The sequence below is a fragment of the uncultured Mucilaginibacter sp. genome, from assembly GCF_937859865.1.
Taxonomy (GTDB): Bacteria; Bacteroidota; Bacteroidia; order Sphingobacteriales; family Sphingobacteriaceae; genus Mucilaginibacter_A.
Window position 1 is genome coordinate 1 of sequence record NZ_CALMAT010000170.1, and the last position, 3029, is coordinate 3029.

General features: G+C 41.8%; 4 protein-coding genes. All 4 read left to right on the forward strand.

From position 1 onward, the window contains the following. The coding region (locus Q0192_RS17890; protein ID WP_299291726.1) for a PhoH family protein at nt 1-563 on the forward strand (563 nt) is incomplete at its 5' end. 98 nt (nt 564-661) lie between these two features. Then, entirely contained in the window at nt 662-1609 is a 948-nt protein-coding gene (locus Q0192_RS17895) for a phosphoribosylaminoimidazolesuccinocarboxamide synthase (RefSeq protein WP_299291728.1), read from the forward strand. Between the two features lie 55 nt (nt 1610-1664). Beyond that, nucleotides 1665-2042, forward strand: coding sequence for an STAS domain-containing protein (locus Q0192_RS17900; protein WP_299291730.1), 378 nt, complete (start codon nt 1665-1667; stop codon nt 2040-2042). Nucleotides 2043-2061: 19 nt separating this feature from the next. Beyond that, nucleotides 2062-2973, forward strand: coding sequence for a ribonuclease Z (locus tag Q0192_RS17905; protein ID WP_299291732.1), 912 nt, complete (start codon nt 2062-2064; stop codon nt 2971-2973). The last annotated feature ends 56 nt before the right edge of the window (nt 2974-3029 follow it).

The window sequence follows — 3029 nt, forward strand, 5'->3', positions numbered from 1 at the left end:
TATTTGCCATCGGCCCGGCCGGAACAGGTAAAACTTATACAGCAGTAGCTTTGGCTGTTCGGGCATTGAAAAACAAAGAGATCAAACGGATTATTTTAACCCGGCCGGCAGTTGAGGCAGGAGAGAACCTTGGCTTTTTACCTGGCGATTTGAAAGAAAAAATTGACCCATATTTGCGCCCTTTGTATGATGCTTTGGACGATATGATTCCGGCCGAACGTTTAAAAGCCTATTTAGAAAACCGGACGATCGAGATTGCACCGCTTGCTTTTATGCGTGGCCGTACTTTAGATAACTGTTTCGTGATTTTAGACGAAGCCCAAAACACGACGGACATGCAGTTGAAAATGTTTTTAACGCGAATGGGCCCAACGGCAAAATTTATTGTTACCGGCGATGTTACCCAAATAGATTTGCCAAGAAAGCAGCAATCCGGGTTGCACATGGCTTTGCGTATTTTACCTGATATAAAAGGCATTGATATTATTTATTTGACCGGCGATGACGTGGTGCGACACAAATTGGTAAGACGGATTTTGGAAGCTTACGGGGATATTCAATAAAGGTAAGAGGTGTGAGGTAAGAGGTATCAGGATGCTAAGTGTTACCTTATGCCTTTTACCTCGTACCTGATACCTCTTACCTAATACCTGAAACCTATATGAACGCGATTAAAGAAACAAACTTTACTTTTCCTGGCCAGACCAATTTTTACCGGGGCAAGGTGAGGGATGTTTATACCATAAATGACCAATACCTGGTGATGGTTGCTACCGACCGGATTTCGGCTTTTGATGTAGTGCTGCCCAAACCGATACCTTATAAAGGACAAGTGCTGAACCAAATTGCGGCCGGTTTTTTGGAAGCAACAGCTGATATTGTTCCCAATTGGGTAATTTCCGTTCCCGACCCAAGCGTTACCATTGGCCGCATTTGCAAACCGTTTAAAGTAGAAATGGTGATCCGCGGTTATCTGGCCGGCCATGCCTGGCGCGAATATTATGCCGGTAAAAGAAGCATCTGCGGTGTAAGCTTGCCGGAAGGTTTGAAAGAGAACGACCCATTGCCTGAACCCATCATCACGCCAACAACCAAAGCTGCTGTTGGCCATGATGAAGATATTTCCAGAAGCGAAATTTTAGAAAAAGGGATTGTTTCGGAAGCAGATTATAGCCAACTTGAAAAATACACGCAAGCACTTTTTAAACGAGGGACAGAAATTGCAGCCCAACGCGGGTTAATTTTAGTGGATACCAAATACGAGTTTGGCAAAGCCGATGGCATGATTTTTTTAATTGATGAAATCCACACACCGGATTCTTCTCGTTACTTCTATAAAAAAGGTTATCATGAAAGGCAGCAAAAAGGCGAAGCGCAAAAGCAATTATCCAAAGAATTTGTGCGGCAATGGTTGTTGGCCAACAACTTTTCCGGGCAGCAAGGGCAGCAAATCCCGGAAATGACACCCGAAATTGTTCAATCTATATCCGAAAGGTACATCGAGTTGTTTGAGTACATCACCGCAAATCCTTTTCATAAACCGGAAAATCAGGACATTATGTTGCGGGTAGAAAAAAATATTACAAAAGCACTCATACTTTTACCCTGAACACTTTTATTTCTACACGAAATTATTCTATCTTTAACTATTAATATTAAAGGACATGAAATTTACAGTTGATAAACATGAAAAATATGTTTTGATTAAGTTAAACGAATCAAAACTAAATTCATTGATCTCACCACAACTGAAATCAGAATTAATTTTGATGAACACGGATGGTCAGCGCAATATTATTTTAGACTTATCAATGGTCAAATTTGCAGATTCTTCTGGTTTAAGCAGCTTGCTGGTTGGCCATCGTATCTGTAAAAACGCCGAAGGCAGCTTTATTTTAACCGGTTTAAGCGATTCTGTTGCCCGTTTGGTTTCTATTTCCCAATTGGAAAGCGTGTTGACCATTGTTGCTACGCCCGAAGAGGCTATTGATTTGGTTTTTATGGAAGAGATTGAAAAAGATCTGAAAAAAGAAACAAAATAAAGCTGTCGGCCTGCGCAAGATGAGATTTGAGGTAACGATTTTGGGTAGCAGTTCGGCAACACCTATTTACAACAGAAACCCAACTTCACAGGCATTAAACATCAACGAGCGGATTTACCTCGTGGATTGCGGCGAAGGCACACAGCAGCAAATGCTGCGTTTTGACGTTAAACCCGGTAAGATAGACCATATTTTTATCAGCCATTTGCACGGCGACCATTACCTCGGGCTGATTGGCCTGCTTTCGTCTATGCACCTTAACGGACGAAAAAAAGCCATGGAACTATTTGGCCCGCCGGATTTGCTAAAAATCCTTACCGTTCATTTTGAATCTTCCTGGACCAACCTTAATTACAAAATCAATTTCCATCCTTTACAAACCAGCCATCCGGAAATAATACTTGATAATGCAGACATAACGGTTGAAACCATCGTCCTGAACCATCGCATTCCTTGTACCGGTTTTGTGTTTCGCCAAAAAAAGCCATTGTTGAAATTGGATGCTGACCAACTGGAGCATTACAACGTTGGGCGAAACCAGTTTTTTAACTTGAAACAAGGGGCAGACTTTGTTACTGAAGCAGGAGAGGTTATTGCGAACGAGTTAATCACGATAAAACCTGAAGCCCCAAAAAGTTACGCTTACTGCTCTGATACTTTAGCTGGCGAAAGTTATGTTCCTCAAATTCAAGGTGTAAGCTTACTTTACCACGAAGCTACTTTTACCCATGATTTATTGGCAAGGGCCGAAGAAACGCATCATACAACAGCGTTGCAAGCCGGAGAAATTGCACAGAAAGCACAGGTAAAAAAACTACTGATCGGCCATTTTTCTGCCCGGTATAAAACACTGGAAGCTTTATTGGAAGAGGCCAGGTCGGTTTTTGAAAATACCGAGCTGGCTATAGAAGGCAAAACGTTTATGGCCTGATGCTTCTCATTGCCTGTTTAAATTTTGTTAAACTTATCTGCAATGCTTCTTTTACC